General features: G+C 69.2%; 16 protein-coding genes, 1 tRNA gene, 1 rRNA gene and 1 pseudogene. 9 read left to right on the top strand and 10 right to left on the bottom strand.

Features of this window, described 5'->3' with window-relative positions; genetic code table 11:
- Positions 1–10: 10 nt before the first annotated feature.
- Positions 11–598 (bottom strand): dCTP deaminase, encoded by a 588-nt coding sequence (gene dcd / locus CHC05_RS38975; RefSeq protein ID WP_089255689.1) that lies wholly within the window; start codon positions 596–598, stop codon positions 11–13.
- 44 nt (positions 599–642) lie between these two features.
- On the opposite strand from dcd, the gene CHC05_RS38970 reads away from it, so the two are divergent.
- Positions 643–1158, top strand: coding sequence for a pyridoxamine 5'-phosphate oxidase family protein (locus CHC05_RS38970; protein ID WP_089255688.1), 516 nt, complete (start codon positions 643–645; stop codon positions 1156–1158).
- Between the two features lie 50 nt (positions 1159–1208).
- Here the strand turns inward: CHC05_RS38970 and CHC05_RS38965 are convergent, their stop codons facing one another.
- Positions 1209–2177: a zinc metalloprotease gene (locus tag CHC05_RS38965; protein WP_089255687.1), complete on the bottom strand. Its 969-nt coding sequence runs from the start codon at positions 2175–2177 to the stop codon at positions 1209–1211.
- A gap of 156 nt (positions 2178–2333) precedes the next feature.
- On the opposite strand from CHC05_RS38965, the gene CHC05_RS38960 reads away from it, so the two are divergent.
- A tRNA-Gly gene (locus CHC05_RS38960) sits at positions 2334–2407 on the top strand.
- Positions 2408–2655: 248 nt separating this feature from the next.
- On the opposite strand, the gene CHC05_RS38955 is transcribed toward CHC05_RS38960, so the two are convergent.
- Both CHC05_RS38955 and CHC05_RS38950 read right to left on the bottom strand, forming a co-directional pair.
- Positions 2656–2946 carry a helix-turn-helix domain-containing protein gene (locus CHC05_RS38955; protein WP_089255686.1) on the bottom strand — a complete coding sequence of 97 codons (291 nt, stop codon included), beginning with the start codon at positions 2944–2946 and terminating at the stop codon, positions 2656–2658.
- A 25-nt stretch (positions 2947–2971) separates the two neighbouring features.
- On the bottom strand, positions 2972–3343 hold the full coding sequence (locus tag CHC05_RS38950) for a type II toxin-antitoxin system RelE/ParE family toxin (RefSeq protein ID WP_089255685.1): 372 nt from the start codon (positions 3341–3343) through the stop codon (positions 2972–2974).
- A gap of 115 nt (positions 3344–3458) precedes the next feature.
- Between CHC05_RS38950 and CHC05_RS38945 the strand changes: the two are divergent.
- Positions 3459–4643 (top strand): annotated as a pseudogene (locus tag CHC05_RS38945) (FAD-dependent oxidoreductase); the annotation flags it as partial.
- A gap of 1 nt (position 4644) precedes the next feature.
- On the opposite strand, the gene CHC05_RS38940 reads toward CHC05_RS38945, so the two are convergent.
- The 3 genes from CHC05_RS38940 to CHC05_RS38930 are packed head-to-tail and all read right to left on the bottom strand — an operon-like array spanning position 4645 to position 6175.
- Positions 4645–5406, bottom strand: a complete 762-nt coding sequence (locus CHC05_RS38940; RefSeq protein WP_089255683.1) for an alpha/beta fold hydrolase — start codon at positions 5404–5406, stop codon at positions 4645–4647.
- A complete protein-coding gene (locus CHC05_RS38935; protein ID WP_089255682.1) occupies positions 5394–5840 on the bottom strand; it encodes an SRPBCC family protein in 447 nt (148 codons plus the stop codon). Before CHC05_RS38935 ends, CHC05_RS38940 begins: the two co-directional genes overlap by 13 nt.
- Positions 5837–6175, bottom strand: coding sequence for an ArsR/SmtB family transcription factor (locus CHC05_RS38930; RefSeq protein ID WP_089255681.1), 339 nt, complete (start codon positions 6173–6175; stop codon positions 5837–5839). The genes CHC05_RS38935 and CHC05_RS38930 overlap by 4 nt, the downstream gene beginning before the upstream one ends.
- An 85-nt stretch (positions 6176–6260) precedes the next feature.
- Here CHC05_RS38930 and CHC05_RS38925 point away from each other — a divergent pair, with 85 nt between their 5' ends.
- On the top strand, positions 6261–6620 hold the full coding sequence (locus tag CHC05_RS38925; RefSeq protein ID WP_089255680.1) for a hypothetical protein: 360 nt from the start codon (positions 6261–6263) through the stop codon (positions 6618–6620).
- Between the two features lie 58 nt (positions 6621–6678).
- Here the strand turns inward: CHC05_RS38925 and CHC05_RS38920 are convergent, their stop codons facing one another.
- Entirely contained in the window at positions 6679–7059 is a 381-nt protein-coding gene (locus tag CHC05_RS38920; protein ID WP_218824821.1) for a flavin reductase family protein, read from the bottom strand.
- A 35-nt stretch (positions 7060–7094) separates the two neighbouring features.
- The gene (locus CHC05_RS38915; RefSeq protein WP_179266583.1) at positions 7095–7901 is read right to left on the bottom strand and encodes a protein phosphatase 2C domain-containing protein; all 807 of its coding nucleotides are present in this window, start codon (positions 7899–7901) and stop codon (positions 7095–7097) included.
- Positions 7902–7983: 82 nt separating this feature from the next.
- On the opposite strand from CHC05_RS38915, the gene CHC05_RS38910 reads away from it, so the two are divergent.
- From CHC05_RS38910 to CHC05_RS41130, 3 genes are all read left to right on the top strand, one after another.
- Positions 7984–8325 carry a PadR family transcriptional regulator gene (locus CHC05_RS38910; protein ID WP_089255679.1) on the top strand — a complete coding sequence of 114 codons (342 nt, stop codon included), beginning with the start codon at positions 7984–7986 and terminating at the stop codon, positions 8323–8325.
- Positions 8322–9272, top strand: coding sequence for a permease prefix domain 1-containing protein (locus CHC05_RS38905; protein ID WP_089255678.1), 951 nt, complete (start codon positions 8322–8324; stop codon positions 9270–9272). Before CHC05_RS38910 ends, CHC05_RS38905 begins: the two co-directional genes overlap by 4 nt.
- A 97-nt stretch (positions 9273–9369) precedes the next feature.
- A complete protein-coding gene (locus tag CHC05_RS41130) occupies positions 9370–9945 on the top strand; it encodes a hypothetical protein (protein ID WP_144022979.1) in 576 nt (191 codons plus the stop codon).
- Here the strand turns inward: CHC05_RS41130 and CHC05_RS38900 are convergent.
- Positions 9866–10132: a helix-turn-helix domain-containing protein gene (locus CHC05_RS38900; RefSeq protein WP_089255677.1), complete on the bottom strand. Its 267-nt coding sequence runs from the start codon at positions 10130–10132 to the stop codon at positions 9866–9868. The genes CHC05_RS41130 and CHC05_RS38900 overlap by 80 nt on opposite strands.
- Before the next feature lie 63 nt (positions 10133–10195).
- On the opposite strand from CHC05_RS38900, the gene map reads away from it, so the two are divergent.
- Positions 10196–11017, top strand: coding sequence for a type I methionyl aminopeptidase (gene map / locus CHC05_RS38895; protein WP_089255676.1), 822 nt, complete (start codon positions 10196–10198; stop codon positions 11015–11017).
- A 2396-nt stretch (positions 11018–13413) separates the two neighbouring features.
- Positions 13414–13642: ribosomal RNA gene (locus CHC05_RS38890) — 16S ribosomal RNA — on the top strand; the annotation flags it as partial.

Raw genomic sequence — 13642 nt, 5'->3', positions numbered from 1 at the left:
CTTTTCGCGTTCAGGCTTCGGGGGCGGTCGGCCAGGTGCGCCAGTTCTGCCAGGCCCGGCTCGGTGTGGGGCCGCGCTGGCCCTGGTAGCGCGAGCCGTAGACCGCCGCGCCGTAGGGGTGCTCGGCCGGCGACGAGAGCCGGAAGATGCAGAGCTGCCCGATCTTCATGCCCGGCCAGAGCATGATCGGCAGGTTGGCCACGTTGGACAGCTCCAGCGTGACGTGGCCGGAGAAGCCCGGGTCGATGAAGCCGGCGGTCGAGTGCGTGAGCAGCCCGAGCCGGCCGAGGCTCGACTTGCCCTCCAGCCGCCCGGCGAGCTGGTCGCCCAGGGAGATGACCTCCATGGTCGAGGCGAGCACGAACTCGCCCGGGTGCAACACGAACGGCTGACCGTCCGGCACGTCCACCAACGAGGTCAGCTCGTCCTGCTGGGTGGCCGGGTCGATGTGGGTGTACAGGTGGTTATTGAACACCCGAAACAGCCGGTCAAGGCGCACGTCGATGCTGGACGGCTGCACCAGCGCGGGCTCGAACGGCTCCAGCGTCAGGGCGCCCGACTTGATCTCCGTGACCAGGTCACGGTCGGAGAGCAGCATTGAATCACCCTATGGTTCGTACGTATGTACGATAGAATCACTCCATGGCTTCCTGGTCTGAGTTCGCGTCCGATGAGCCGCGACTTGCGCGGGCGATCCAAGCCCTCCTGCACCAATACGGGCCCGGCCTGGGCTACCTGGCCACCGTCCGGGCCGACGGCGGTCCGCGGGTCCACCCGGTCTCACCGGTGATCACCGATGACGGCCTTTTCTGCTTCGTCGTCGACTCACCCAAACGGCGCGATCTGGAGCGCGACGGGCGCTACGCGCTGCACTCGTTCCCGCCCGAAGACAGCGACGACGAGGCCTACGTCGCCGGGCGGGCCAAGCCGGTCACCGACCCGCGGCGGGTCCAGGCCATCGCCGTCAACCTACGTGCCGAGCCCCGGGTCGACTGGCGGCTCTTCGAGCTCACCGTCGAGGCGGCGATGCTGTCGCGGCGGGGCACGAGCCCCGAGGTGCGCATCTGGCTCGACCCGTCCGGCGACCGTCGCCGATCATCCCCGCGCCGCGTCGGCATCGCCCCGGCGCTGCGCGCACCAGCCCTGGCGCTCAACTAAGACACCGCCGGCGCCGCTCATCTGCTCTGAGCGGCGCCGGGCGGTGGTCGCTACGGTGCGCGGAAGGCGTTCCAGGCGCGGTTCATCCGCTTCACCTGGCCCGCGGTGAACTGATACATGCAGGCGTCGTCGGTGTAGTCCATGAAGTTGTGGATCGGGTCCAGCCCCGGTGCCGCGCAGGTGTCGGCGCCGATCGGGCACTCGAACTGCGCGTCGGCCTCGGCCGGGGTGTCGGCGACGTGGTCACCCTTGCCCTCGCACCCGTTCTCGAACGTGTGCATGAGGTTCAGCCAGTGCCCGACCTCGTGCGTCGCGGTGTCACCCTCGTTGTAGGGCGCGGCGGTCCCACCGGGCAGCGACTCGGAGAGGATCACGGCACCGTCGTACTTGGTGATCTTGCGCTCGGGATAGGTCGCCCAACCGAGCAGCCCGGGGTCGACGATCCCGATGTAGATGTTGAGCGTCTCCGGGCCGCCCTCACGCAGCTTCTTCTTCATCTGCACCTCGGCCGGGGTCTCCGCGAGAATCGGCGACCAGGCGGGGTTGACCACGCGGTTGACCTTCTTCAACTTGAACGAGAAGGGCGAGGCCGCGCCGCCGGTGGAGCCGCCATACGCGAGGTTGAGCACGTTCATCTGCGCGTCGATCATCGACCGGGGGATGTTGCCGGTCGCCCGCGTACCGTCCGCGGACACCACGTGGACGACCACCGGAATGGTGACCTTCTTGGCCCGCTCGTCGGCGACGCCCCCACTGCGCGCGGCGGCGGCCGCGTCGAACTCGACCTCGGCAGCGGCCACCTCGGCCGGCGACAGGTCGTTGGGATCGTGCCGCTGCGCGCCCTTACGCACCTTGAGGTTGCTACCGCCGTGGTCCTGACCAGCGACACAAACCTCACCCGCCGGCGCCGCACCCTTGGCGCTGGCCACCCCGGCAGCGCCGGCGCTGAGCACGAGGGCAAGCGCGGCCCCCGCGGTCGTAGCCGCCCGCAACGCCCACCGTGTTCCCTGAAGCGTCATTGCTCACCTCTTCCTCCCCGTGGAACAGATGTGAAAGAGGCTAGTGATGAGCATGATGTGAAGGAACGTCCGAAACCCCTGCCTCAGCCCTAACCACGCCCCTCACGGAGGGGGTTGGTGCGCAACCTGCTCAGGTTGGGTAGAGTGGCCTGGCTCGCGGGTGTAGTTCAATGGCAGAACATCAGCTTCCCAAGCTGACAGTGCGGGTTCGATTCCCGTCACCCGCTCCACCGCTGGGTTGCCCATGTCCGCGTAGAGCGCGGACGTGGGCGGTTTCGCATTCTGGCTCCGGGGCCGAGCCCCGGACACCCCACGTTCCAGCGGTCGCCGCCCCCGGGCCGCTGCTAGCGCGGAGTTCGTCGCTTGCTGGCAGGCGTCGCCGGGCGCGGCCGGTTGGTCGTTGGTGACGCGGAGTCGCTGGATCCGCATCGGTTGTGCTGGCTTGTTGCCGCAGTTGTGTGAATCGGCGGCGAGGGCTTCAGGCTGCGGCGCCACGGTGTGGTCGGAAGGCGATGTCGAGCTCCGCGTCGAGCGCTGCTGCGAGTCTGGCCAGCAATGGCACGGTGGGCGTGGCACCGCCTGATTCGAGGCGCGACAGTTGCGGTTGGGTCATGCCGGCACGCTCGGCGAGCTCGCCTTGGGTGAGGCCGAGTTCGGTGCGCCGGTCGTGGACCATCTGGCCGAGCAGAAGCGCTGCCCGCGCTTCCTCGTAGGCGGAGTTGTGCTGTTCGGCGCCGGTGCGCTCCCAGTGGGAGTGACGTGCTGTCATGGTCCTTCCGCCCTTCCGTTGTGCTTCATTGCCATTTCCGTTCGAAGATCTCGGTCGCGGGCGCATGGTCCTCGTGCCCCAGTTCGCACGTCTGCTGGGCGGCGATAGCTCGCATGACCTCGGCACGTTCGACCTGGCGGGACTTGCGGAATACGGTCAGCAGCACTACTCGAGTCTGTGGCGCGAGCCAGTAGCTGACGCGGACGGTCGACCGGTCGAGGTGAAACCGCAGCTCGCGTGTCTTGCCACCGAGATGGCGCGAGTAGGGCTCACCGAGCGTCTCCGCGCGCTCGGCCAGGATGTCGGCCATCGCTTCGACCTTGGCGTACTCCGTGAGTCGCAAGGTTTCGAGCCAGTCGCGTACCTCTGGCTCAAGCTCGATGACGTAGCGTCTCACCTTCGAACAATATACCGTCCTTGGTATATGGGCAAGCCACAGGTCAGGGTCGTCGATGGCAGATTGAGCCCAATTCCACGTAACCTGGGGCGGGCTTCCATCGAGGAGGGTCGTCGTCGAGGCGAGCGTTTGTGTTGTGGGTGGCGGGCCGGCGGGCGTTGTGCTCGGGTTGTTGCTTGCTCGGCAGGGTGTTGACGTCGTCGTGCTCGAGAAGCACTCCGACTTTCTGCGGGACTTTCGGGGCGACACCGTTCATCCGTCCACGTTGAACCTGCTCGACGAGCTCGGGCTCGGGGAGGCGCTCGCGGCTCGGCCTGGGCGCAAGGTCGACGCGCTGCGCGCCACCTTTGACGACGGGAGTGTGCGGGTCGCTGATTTCAGTCGGCTGCCCGGCGCTCACCCGTACGTTCTCTTCCTGCCGCAGTGGGATTTTCTCGATCTGCTGGCCGAGGAGGCCGCGAAGCTTCCTACGTTCAGGTTGGTGCGGTCGGCCGAGGTGGTCGACGTGATCCGGGGCCACGGAGGGCGGGTCGCCGGCGTTCGCGTCGACGATGGGCGAGAGGTGCGGGCCCGGTTCACTGTCGGTTGTGACGGTCGCGGGTCCGTGGTTCGAAGCGTGCTCGGTCTGCGGCCGAAAGAGTTCGGGGCGCCCATGGACGTGCTCTGGTTCCGGGTTTCCCGGCGGCCTGACGATCCGGTCGGGCTCGACATGCGGGTCGGTGCCGGTGGGCTGATGCTCTGCATCGACCGGGACGACTACTTTCAGTGCGCTTACGTGATCGCCAAAGGCGGTTACGACGAGATCAAGACGGCGGGCCTCGGCGCCTTCCGTGACCGGATCACCGCGCGGGCGCCGCACCTGAAGGACCGGGTGGGTGAAGTCGCGAGCTGGGACGACGTCCGACTGTTGACTGTGCGCCTCGACCGGCTGCGGCAGTGGTCCGTGCCTGGCGCACTGCTGATCGGCGACGCCGCGCACGCCATGTCGCCGATCGGTGGGGTCGGCATCAACCTCGCTGTTCAGGATGCGGTGGCGACCGCCCGGATTCTCGGTCCGGGGCTGGCCGCCGGCAGCTGCACCGACGACGACCTGCACAAGGTGCAGCGCCGGCGTCAGTTTCCGACCGCCGTGACCCAGGCAGCTCAGCGCCTCGCGCAGCGCCGCGTCGTCGATCCGCTCCTGCACCTGACCGGGCCGGTCGACATCCCCGGCCCGATGCGTCTGCTCGACCGCACGCCGCGGCTGCAGCGCATGGCCGCCCGGGCCGTCGGGCTCGGCGTCCGGCCCGAACACCTCTGACTCAGGCGCCGAAGAACTCCACCAGCAGCGGCGCCAGGGCCGACGGGGATACGTCGTGCGTCTCGCCCGGCAACTCCCGGTGCACGGCACCCGGCACCGATGATGCCGCCTCCTTGGCCGCGGCCCGCAGGTTGGCCGGGCTCGCTCCGCCGGCCGCCACCAGCGTCGGCACGGACACTTCCGCTGCCAGCGAGCGGGGGACCGAATGGTCGCCCATGATCGCGTTGTCGTAGGCCAGCGTCGGCGCGACCGCCTCGAACATCGGCCAGAACGGCTGCGTCCGCATCCCGGCCACCTGAGCCGCGGGCATTCCGATCGACGTCATGAACAGCGCGATCGCGTCGCCGTCGCGGCCGGCAGCCAACAACGACGCCAGCTGTGGCGCATAGGAGGGGTCCCGATCGGCCACGTACGGCGGCTCGTAGAGCGCGATCCGCTCGAAGCCGCGGCCGGCCGCCATCAGAAGCAGGGCCGCGCCGGACGAGATGCCGAAGCCGAAGGCGGAACCGCCCGCCGCAGCCACCAGCGCTCGCAGGTCGTCGAGCTCCCGGGATACCGAGTACGGCTGCGTGTCCCCGCTCTCGCCCCTGCCGCGCCGGTCATAGGCGTACACGGTGAAATGCGATGAAAGCACCGCCGCGAAGCCGCGCATCGGCCCGGACGCGCGGTGGCACATCGCGCCGTCGACCAGGATGACCGGCGGCCCGCTGCCGCTGCGTTCGAAGGCGATGTTCGTGCCGTCCTCGGATGTCACGAAGGCCATGACGTTCTCCCTTCCAGGTAGGCCGCGAATCGGTCCAGGCTCGTCTGGAAACCCGCCTGGGCCTCGGCGCTGCGGTATGCCTCCGGCACGTTGGTCTGATGGGTGACCACCTCGGTGCGGCCGTCGCCGAGCGCGGTGAAGGTGACCGTGGTCTTCATGCCGCCCTGCGACTCCGGCTCGATCCAGACCAGCCGGTGGGGCCGCGCGACCTCGACGTACGTCGCGCGCATCGGGTAGCTGCTGCCGTCGCGCTCGTTGACCATCGTGGTCTCGAAAGCGCCGCCCGGCCGCAGGTCGACGACGATGCCGTCGAGCGGGGTCGTCGTGCCGGTCGGACCCCAGAAACGGGTCAGGTGCGCGGGCTGCGTCATGCAGTCGAAGAGCAGCTCCGGCGGCGCGTCGTGGACGCGGCGGTAGGTCAGCTCGCCGGTCATCGGGTCTCCTCTCCAGCCCGCAACCGGGCGAGGTGCTCGTCGAGGCGGTCGTAGCGGTCGGCCCAGACCCGCCGGTGCTCGGCGATCCAGTCGGCCGCGGCGTCCAGGCGCACGGTGTCGAGCGCGCACGGCCGGGACTGCGCGGCCCGGGTGCGTTGCACGAGGCGCGCCTTCTCGAGCACCTTGACGTGCTTCGACACGGCCTGCTGGCTCATCGCGAACGGCTCGGCGAGTTGGTTGACGGTCGCGTCGCCGCGCGCGAGCCGCTCCAGGATGGCGCGCCGGGTCGGGTCGGCCAGAGCGGCGAAGACCAGGCTGAGCTCGTCGGTGGTCACCCCGCGACCCTATCTACAACTAATAAGTTTCACAACCAATTAGTTGTGTACGGCGGCGCGGTGAGATGTGTAACGATCGACGACGATGAGCCTCCTCGTGCACGCGTACGTCCGCGGCCCCGCCGGCGAGATGCTGTTCCTCGACGGTCCACCCGGCTCTGACCTGGCCGGCCCGACGACCGCGCGCACCGGCATCTACGGCGCGCCCTGCGTGGTGGCGCTGGGAGCGCGGATGCTGCCGATGCTCGCGACACAGGACGTGTACGCCGAGACCACGGCCGAGCTCGACGCCCTCGACGCCGACTGCACCCTGCTCCTCGACAACCTGGGCTACGTCTCCGCGTCGGTCGGCCGCGACCCGGACTTCCTCACCCAACGCCTGACCAACATCGCCGACGCCATAAACCGGGCCCGCTTAGCGGGTGGCGCCGTGGTGATCTGGTAGCCCGGGTCAGTCCTGGTAGGCCTTCCACAACACCATGCGGTCGCGGAGGTCGATGAGGTCACCGTCGGCGTTGAAGGTGCCGTCGCAGGCACTCCTCGACCAGCGGCGCCGCGACGTGGTTTCCCTTCTTGGGCGTCAGCCCGAAGCGCTCGAACTTGTCGACGTCGAAGCCCGAGCAGTTGCCGATGTCGACCACCTGCTCGGCCAGGTCGACGCCGGGCACGCCGAGCACGCACTCACCGGTCTCCGCCAGCGACCGCTGCGAGAAGTCCCCGGGTGAGACGACGGCCGCGAGCACGCCCTCGTGCGAGATGACCATGTGAAAGCCGACGGTCATCAGATCCGCACGGCCGGCGGCGTTCCGGGTGGAGACCAGGATCGTCGGACCGGCCTCGAGCACGCGGTACGCCTTGTCGCCTGGCAGCTGCTTCCATGCCACGTGAACGACCATAGGCGCGCGCGGCGGAGCGGGAGTCAGCTTTCGGCCAGGCCCGCGCAGTGTGCGACCGTCGCGTCGTCGCGGGCGATGCCGGCCGCCGCTTCCGTCGCGCGTACCCGGCGAATGATCTCGCCTGGACCCTGGGCCCGGACGACGGCCAGCGCGCCCGGCCAGTCGGCGGCGCCGAAGCGGTCGACGAGGCGGCTGGCGCCGTTGGTGAGCAGGGTGGCATCGGTGAGGTCGCCGGTCGGGTCACTGCCGGTGATCGCCTCGGCCGCCGTCCGCGGGTCCTCCTTGGCGAGCCAGAAACCACCCGGCTGGTTGCGGTTGGCCCGCAACGCCGTGACGTACCGGGCGCGCTCGCGTTCTTTCTTCGCGCTGCCCTCGGGTGCGGCCTCGTAGGCCGAGCCGAACCGCTCCCGCACGACGAGCTCCCGGCGATCGTGCACGACGGCCAGACCGGCGCCGCCCCGATCGAGCACCAGAACCGAGTCACCGAGTACGAGGTGGTCGGCCCGGTCGCCGGTCAATCGCAGGATGGCCACCGTGGCCGACGGGCTGCTCGGGTTCGTGAGGTCGCAGGTGTCGCGATGTGAGCCGGCCACCGCGTCGATCGAGTCGGCGAGCACGGACACCAGGTCGCGCCCGTCGGCGAGCGCCAACCGGGCGACGAGCTCGCCGCCCAACCGGGTGGTGTACCAGGCCACGCCATGCCGGCAGATCTCCTCGATCCCGCGGATTCCGGCGCCGTCGAGCAGCACGGCCGCCGCGGGCCCGGCCGCGAAGAAGTCCTCGTTGACCCGGCCCGGCTCGGCCGCCCCGGTCGCCATCGCCACTCGCATGGCCTGACGGTACACATCATCATTCGTACGCACGATGATGTGCTCTAGACATTGGTGTGTGGCACACAGTATGGTGTGACGCATGGCGAGCGATGAGATCCTGCGGATCCACCTCCAAGAGCTGCGGCGGGGGACCGTCGTCGTGGCGAGCCTCGTAGCCCTGCGCCACCCCGACTACGGCTACGCCCTGCTGCAACGGCTCACCGAGCACGGCTTCCCGGTGGATGCCAACACGCTCTACCCGCTGTTGCGTCGGCTCGAGGAGCAGGGGCTGCTGACCAGCGAGTGGAACACCGAAGAGAGCCGGCCGCGCAAGTTCTACCGGACCAGTGCCGAGGGCGAGTCGACGTTGACCCGCCTCCTCGAAGACCTGGCCGCCGTACAGACCTCGATGACCGCACTGATCCAAGGAGTGGAACGATGACATCCCTCACCGACCGCTACGTTGCGGCGACCCTACGCACCGTCCCGGCGCAGCGCCGGGAGGAGATCGCAGCCGAGCTGCGCGGTTCGATCGAGGACATGATCGACGGCCGCACGGCCGCCGGCGAGGACAGCACGACCGCCGAGCGGGAGGTGCTGACCGAGCTGGGCGACCCGGCCCAACTGGCGGCTCGCTACGAAGACCGGCGGCTGCAGCTGATCGGCCCGACCTACTACCTGGCCTGGTTCCGGCTGCTCCGGCTGCTGCTCAGCTTCGTGCCGGCGCTCGTCGGCGTGGTGGTCGGCCTGGTGCAGGCCACCGACGGCGACAACGCGGGCGGCGCGGTCGGCTCCGGCATCGCCGCCGCGATCCAGACCGCCGTGCAGATCGGGTTCTGGGTCACGCTGGTCTTCGCGATCCTGGAGCGCACCAACACCAAGCTCGACCTGCCGGCGTGGACGGTCGACCAGCTCCCGAACGACCGCCCGGACCGGCAGATCACCCTCACGGACGCCGCGGCCTCGATCGGTTGGCTCGCCATCTTCACCGCGTACGTGCCGCTCCAGCACTTCTTCTCGTTCGTCCCCGCCCGGGACGGCGAGGGCAACCTGCCGATCCTCAACCCGGAGCTGTGGAGCTTCTGGCTGCCGTTCCTGATGGTCGTCCTGATCGCCACGCTCGGTCTGGAGATCGCCAAGTACCGCGCCGGCCGGTGGACCCGGCCCCTGGTCGTGACGAGCGCGGTGCTGGACCTGGCCTTCGCGATCCCCGTCATCCTCCTGATGGCGAACGACCGCCTGCTCAGCCCCGAGCTCGTGGCCCGCTTCGACTGGCTCAGCCAGCCCGACAACCTCGACACGGTGGCCACGGTCACCATCGTGGTGACGATCGTGATCACCCTCTGGCACATCGCCGAGAGCATCATCAAGCTGCGCCGCACCGCCTAGCTCTTCTTTTCTGCGGCCCGGCCCCCCTGGGGGGCCGGGCCTTTCGCGCCGTGTTGTACGCCGGCCGCCGCGTCGAGGTGTGGCAGTGTCGTCGGTCGTGGGACGCGAACTCATCCCCGTCGAGGGTTGGGTGACCGGGCTCAGGTTCGACGGACGCCTGGTCTACCTCTGGTACGGATCCGACTCCGACGGCCAGGACTGCATCGCCGGCCGGGCCGGCCAGCTGCACACCTTCTCGTCGGAGGAGGCCTGCCGCACGACAGCGGCGGAGCGCGGCTGGCCAGGCGCCGACGGCGACGACGAGGTCGTGGAGGTCACGGACCTGGAGCCGGCGCAGGCCTGGCTACGTGGAAAGCGGATCACCCTCGACCCGCAGGCCGGTCTGGACCTGTGGAACTGGGGAGCCGACGTCGCGCACAGCACGGGTCGCGGTTTCCACACCGGCGGGGCGGTGGGTAGCGCCGGCCACGACCAGCTCTTCGCCGCCGCGGTGCCGTGGGTCTACAAGATGGAGTCCTACCGCCCGATCTGGAGCCCCCGCCAGCTGCGGGTGTTGCGGGAGGTGCTCGGTCGGGCGGTCAACCTCATCCGTGTTACGACGCTTGACGGACAGGCAGGTCGGCGAGCCAGACCTCGGCAAGATCATTCAGGGGTACGTCGAGCGCTTGGCTGAGCCCGACCACCGTGCCGAACGCGGGTGCCGGGAGGCGGCCCGCCTCGATCTTGCGTAGCGTTTCGGGTGAGATGCCGGCCGCCAGGGCCACCTCGACGAGGCTGCGACCGGCGCGCGCCGCGCGGAGCGCGACGCCGAGGCGCTGGCCCGCTGCGATCTGTTCCGGGGTGAGCGGCTGGCGAACCATGGTCGCAGGATAGCCCGCGGAGGGCGTGGTATAAAAATACCGCAGATCGTTAGGGAGGCTTTCGTGATCGAGCTCAAGTCCGCCGAGGAGATCAGGCGGATGGCGGTGACCGGCCAGTTCGTCGGCGAGTTGCTCGCCGAGCTCAGCGGCGTCGCCGCGGTCGGAGTCAACCTGATGGACATCGAGCACCACGCGCGCCGGCGCATCAAGGAACGGGGCGCGCAGTCCTGCTACTGGGACTACGCGCCGTCCTTCGGCCGCGGCCCGTTCCGCAACGTGCTGTGCCTGTCGGTCAACGACGCGGTGCTGCACGGCCTGCCACACGACTACGTCCTGGCAGACGGCGACCTGCTCAGCATCGACATGGCGGTGGGCATCGACGGCTGGGTCGCGGACTCGGCGCTCTCGTTCGTGGTCGGCACTCCCGACCCGGCCGACCTGAAGCTGATCGAGGCCACCGAGGTGGCGCTAGCTGCCGCGATCGCCGCGGCTCAGCCCGGCGGGCGGCTGGGCGACGTCTCGAACGCGATCGGCGAGGTCGCCCGCTCGTACGGGTACGGCGTCAACGGCGAGTTCGGCGGCCACGGCATCGGCCGCACGATGCACGAGTCCCCACACGTCTCGAACGACGGCCGGGCGGGCCGAGGCATGAGACTCGAGCCAGGCCTCACGATCGCCATCGAGCCGTGGCTCTGCCAGTCGACAGACAAAATCATGTACGACCGGGACGGTTGGACGATCCGCTCCGCCGACGGCTCGCGCACCGCGCACTCGGAGCACACGGTCGCGATCACGGAGTCGGGCCCCCAGGTCCTGACCCTCCGCCCCACCTCGGGCGCGAGCTCGGCCGCCACTTCCGCCGAGAAGCCGGCCGCAACCTCCTGACCTGCCGAGCCCGTTCGGTTCGGACGGCCGTCTGGTGCGTGGGGTTTCGGCCACCCGGCGGGCGGCGCACCTGGCCGGTCGCGTCGATGCGAGGTGGTGCGGGCGGGTTCTGAATGTGCCGGCCTGGTCCAGCCGCGTCGGCCTGCCCACGCCGCACCGCCTGCCGGCCGAGTCGGTGGCCACGCTGCGGGCCGCGTCGGCGGGGTGGCGCGTTGCCGGTGGTGGTGCCGGCGGGACCCGAGGTGGACCAGGTCGCGTGGTGGCTCGGGACCACCGACACCCGTGCCGCCGGATCGGGGCTGGCAGCACGACAGCCGGGGTCCGCTCGGAGCACGGCGTCTTACGCGGGTGGCCGTGATCACCGCGGCGCGGCACAGGGATCGTCCCGCGGCGTGCACCGACCCGTCGATCGTCGTCAGCCGCGAGCCGTGGGTGAGGCCAAGCGCGGAAGATCGACTTCTCGGATCCAGCGCGGATCGGCCGGGCGCACGCGCTTGACCCGCGTTTACGCGCCGGACCTCGGCAGGGCTGGCGCACTGCGTCCGACTCGAGGGCTTGCGGTCGGGCAGGATGGTCGCCTGATCCGAAGAGGCGCCGTGACCGCCAAGGTCAATCTCGGTGTCTGCGAGTGCCGTTGACTTGCGGCACTGCCGTCAGGTCGGCACGTGGTTCCGTCGGTCCGCGGTCCGCCGGAGGGCCGCCGTGTCCGGTCGGGTCTAGTCCGGGTCCGGTCGGCTGGCGGTCGGCCCGACTGCCGGTGCCTGGGACTGCGCAGGATCGAGGCGTCGCCGATGGGTCGGCTGCCGCCGTCGCCGCCCGTGGCATCTGGTCCTTGCAGCGAGGGCGTGGCCGGTACCGGCAGCATCCTAGGCACCACGGCGACGCAGATCTTCTCCGACCAGGACTGCCCGGTCTACGCGACCTCACCACGGCGATCCCGCCGGTCTACGCGGAATATGCCACGTTCTACCCGCTGAACCGGATCAGCTTCGCTGCCCACGAACGTGCCGTGGTCGACGTGTTGATCGCTCAGACCCCGCCTCAGCCCTGGTGGCTGGGCTACCTGGAGACCCGGCTCGCGACCTAGGCCGCTAGGCCACGGCACGGCCAACTGCAGTGCCTTCTGGCTGCGTCGGTTGGCGAGGTCGGAACTGCCGGGCCCGTGGTTCGAGGGGCGACCGGGGAACCGCCCGCGGGGGTCCCTGGCTATGTCGGGGGAGGGCGGGACTTCGTGTTGGCTCGCGACAAGACCAGTTCCGCGCTTGGCCGGTCGAAGACCTGCGGCCGCGTCGAACGTCGGCGACGGGTGGTGGCATGGAGCCGAGAGCCGGCAGGACGAGCTGTACTGACGAGGCCAACCGAGCTTCGCCCGCGTGCCGGTCTCGGGCGGGGCGAGCTCCGAAACAAACGAAACCCCGCCTTGGCAAGAACTGGCAGCCGGAGGCCGTCCGCTGCGCGGCGCTAGCCGGATGACCTGACTTGTAGACCGGGAGCGACTACGGCGGTTTCGCTGCCGCGACGCGTGGGTCGTCAACGCGGTTGCGGCTTGGGCGGCTCGTCGAGGCCGCTCACGCGGGCGGCTCGTGGCGGGTGCGTCCGGTGGCGACGTACACCCGGACCTGCACGTCGGAGACGACCACTGCGACGTTGGCGGCATCCGCATCCGACCCGAAACGCCTGAGCACATCGGCGTCACCCCGCCGCCCCTGTCCGGACGCCCGCCTCGGCCACCTCAGGCGGCGACTTCCTCGGCGGCGTACGCCTGCAGGTCCAGGACCGGGACTCCTTGTCCTGCTCCAGGGCGACGACGACCTCGGCCGTCACCCTGGTCGCGCCGGCCGCAGGTGGAGCAAGTGGACATGGACCAACCCTGATTTGCGTTTCGGGGACGTCCAACGTAACTTTCTCTCTGCAAGCGGAACACCGGACAAAACGACCGGGGGGATGCAGGCACCACTACCAGGCAGTTTGCTGGTGGAGGGTTCGGGCGGTGCGATCGACCGGCTAGACCGGATTTGAGATTGCGAAGCCGACCGGGTAAAGTAACCAAGCCGGCAGGAGCCGGGCGGGATGATCCGAGAGCCCCTCACGGGAGCGACGGAATCCGGCCGGTCTGCAGGATTCCTAGCAACAAAACGGGAGCGGATCTTCGCGCCCAAGTTGCGGGATCTCGGGCGAAGCGCAAGAAAGCCGAAAATGCCGGCTTGACAGCGCGAAAACGACCGAGTAAGCTGGAGAAGTTGTGCCCCGCAGGGCGCGGCCGAGAAATCGGCCACGAACTCGGTGTGTGTTTGTTCTTTGAGAACTCAACAGGGTGTTTGATAAGCCAGTGCCAATTGTGTTTGATTTTGGCATCCGTTAATTATGGTTGCCAGGTCGCTTTTTAACAAAGGTTTTTGTTGGAGAGTTTGATCCTGGCTCAGGACGAACGCTGGCGGCGTGCTTAACACATGCAAGTCGAGCGGAAAGGCCCTTCGGGGTACTCGAGCGGCGAACGGGTGAGTAACACGTGAGTAACCTGCCCTGGACTTTGGGATAACCCTCGGAAACGGGGGCTAATACCGGATACCTCCTTCTGGCCGCATGGTTGGTTGGGGAAAGTTTTTCGGTCTGGGATGGGCTCGC

The sequence above is a fragment of the Asanoa hainanensis genome (assembly GCF_900188485.1).
Taxonomy (GTDB): Bacteria; Actinomycetota; Actinomycetes; order Mycobacteriales; family Micromonosporaceae; genus Asanoa; species Asanoa hainanensis.
This window is presented reverse-complemented; position numbering and strand designations above follow the sequence as displayed.

Excerpts from the sequence above, each read along its gene's own strand:
- dcd (WP_089255689.1), bottom strand. The coding sequence starts at position 598 with ATGCTGCTCTCCGACCGTGACCTGGTCACGGAGATCAAGTCGGGCGCC.
- CHC05_RS38970 (WP_089255688.1), top strand. The coding sequence starts at position 643 with ATGGCTTCCTGGTCTGAGTTCGCGTCCGATGAGCCGCGACTTGCGCGG.
- CHC05_RS38965 (WP_089255687.1), bottom strand. The coding sequence starts at position 2,177 with ATGACGCTTCAGGGAACACGGTGGGCGTTGCGGGCGGCTACGACCGCG.
- CHC05_RS38955 (WP_089255686.1), bottom strand. The coding sequence starts at position 2,946 with ATGACAGCACGTCACTCCCACTGGGAGCGCACCGGCGCCGAACAGCAC.
- CHC05_RS38940 (WP_089255683.1), bottom strand. The coding sequence starts at position 5,406 with ATGGCCTTCGTGACATCCGAGGACGGCACGAACATCGCCTTCGAACGC.
- CHC05_RS38935 (WP_089255682.1), bottom strand. The coding sequence starts at position 5,840 with ATGACCGGCGAGCTGACCTACCGCCGCGTCCACGACGCGCCGCCGGAG.
- CHC05_RS38925 (WP_089255680.1), top strand. The coding sequence starts at position 6,261 with ATGAGCCTCCTCGTGCACGCGTACGTCCGCGGCCCCGCCGGCGAGATG.
- CHC05_RS38915 (WP_179266583.1), bottom strand. The coding sequence starts at position 7,901 with ATGCGAGTGGCGATGGCGACCGGGGCGGCCGAGCCGGGCCGGGTCAAC.
- CHC05_RS38910 (WP_089255679.1), top strand. The coding sequence starts at position 7,984 with ATGGCGAGCGATGAGATCCTGCGGATCCACCTCCAAGAGCTGCGGCGG.
- CHC05_RS38905 (WP_089255678.1), top strand. The coding sequence starts at position 8,322 with ATGACATCCCTCACCGACCGCTACGTTGCGGCGACCCTACGCACCGTC.
- CHC05_RS38900 (WP_089255677.1), bottom strand. The coding sequence starts at position 10,132 with ATGGTTCGCCAGCCGCTCACCCCGGAACAGATCGCAGCGGGCCAGCGC.